Origin of the sequence: Azoarcus indigens (assembly GCF_004361735.1) — a bacterium.
GTDB lineage: Bacteria > Pseudomonadota > Gammaproteobacteria > Burkholderiales > Rhodocyclaceae > Azoarcus > Azoarcus indigens.
Window position 1 is genome coordinate 1 of the sequence record NZ_SNVV01000067.1, and the last position, 1,273, is coordinate 1,273.

General features: G+C 54.6%; 2 protein-coding genes. Both read right to left on the reverse strand.

The window, feature by feature from the left end; translation table 11 throughout:
- Positions 1-171: 171 nt before the first annotated feature.
- On the reverse strand, positions 172-705 hold the full coding sequence (locus C7389_RS24700; RefSeq protein WP_133595313.1) for a hypothetical protein: 534 nt from the start codon (positions 703-705) through the stop codon (positions 172-174).
- A gap of 27 nt (positions 706-732) precedes the next feature.
- Positions 733-1,098 carry a hypothetical protein gene (locus C7389_RS24705; protein ID WP_133595314.1) on the reverse strand — a complete coding sequence of 122 codons (366 nt, stop codon included), beginning with the start codon at positions 1,096-1,098 and terminating at the stop codon, positions 733-735.
- Between the last annotated feature and the right edge of the window lie 175 nt (positions 1,099-1,273).

Here is a 1,273-nt window from a genome sequence, read left to right on the forward strand (position 1 = left end):
GCTTGTACCGATTGGCGCTTCGCGGGCAGATTCCATGTCGGCACGGGTCATTCAGAACCCACCACAGATGCCGGATATACGACTGCAGGTGATTCATCCCGGAAAGTCAGAAACACGATCCGTCTTGATTTACGGGGGAGTCCATATATGTAGTGTTAGATTCGGTTCGCATTACTGAAGCTGAATTGATAGACCTGAATTTGGCCCTGGAGGAACGCCAAGCGCGGGTTCAACGCCAACGGAAGAACGCAAATCAGCAAGAAGCACATCAGGGGAGAAAGCCTTGCCAATTAAGGCTTCAGATTCGGCACGAGGATTGTCAGAGTGCCTAGCGCGATAGGCTATAACCTGAGAAATTTTTTCTTGCATTGCCCGAAGACAAAGGCCTCGTGCATAGAACCGATTGAACTCGCCTTCAGCGAGAGTTTCGTGTGCGTTGACAGGGACTTTGGCAAGTGTGGTGCCACCCGTTGGTTTGCGCCGTTCCTCGTGCGATTTTAAGAGCCCACGGCTTCTGATCTCCTCAGCAAGCCATGCATCGTCCTTAGTGGCTACGGCTTCGCCGAGAAGCGAAGGCCACAACGATACGCCTTCGTCATTTAAACGAGGGCTGATATATAGAGTGCCTGCCGCGGAATCAGCTTGAACCTCCGCACTCATTTGAAGGCGCGTTGCATTGTCGAGATTTTTATACGTGAGGCTCACAGCAGTTTCTCCTCAAGAATCTAACGTTCAAGGTACCCGGCCTTGCGCGGCTTTTTGCGCAAGGTCCGGTTGACCGCAGGGTTGGGCGTCCACTTCAGTGACGGTGATGGTGCCTTCCCCATACTCGAAACTGTACTTCCCGTCGGGGCTGGCAAAACGTAACTGCCCTGTGTCGTAATTCAATTCACTTACTGGGATCATCACGCCTTCCATTGGCCCGATGCCAAGCGCGTGACCGTCTTCCGGATAGGCAAGCTCAGTATCGCGCGCGACACGCTGCCAGCTACCTATGGAAAAGACGCCGCGTCCAGCGTGCGAAACGGTAAGCAAATACTGGCCTGACGGATCGAAGCCAGCCGCTACAAGACCTCCGACGAACAGATGTGTCTTCATGACGCCCAACGTTTGACGTGAGGGGCGGCCGAAGCCGAAGGCGGAGGGAATTTGAAGCGCAGCTTCAAACCGTCCCTCTCGACTGATGGGATGGACTCCCCCTCCTTTTCCGCGCCCAATAGGCGCCACCGGTGCTCATGGGGATGGGGATCGGTCTTCAGAAAGAGGAGTCCGT

Bases quoted from the DNA above. Each gene is read 5' to 3' on its own strand.
- C7389_RS24705 (WP_133595314.1), bottom strand. From the start codon at position 1,098: ATGAAGACACATCTGTTCGTCGGAGGTCTTGTAGCGGCTGGCTTCGAT.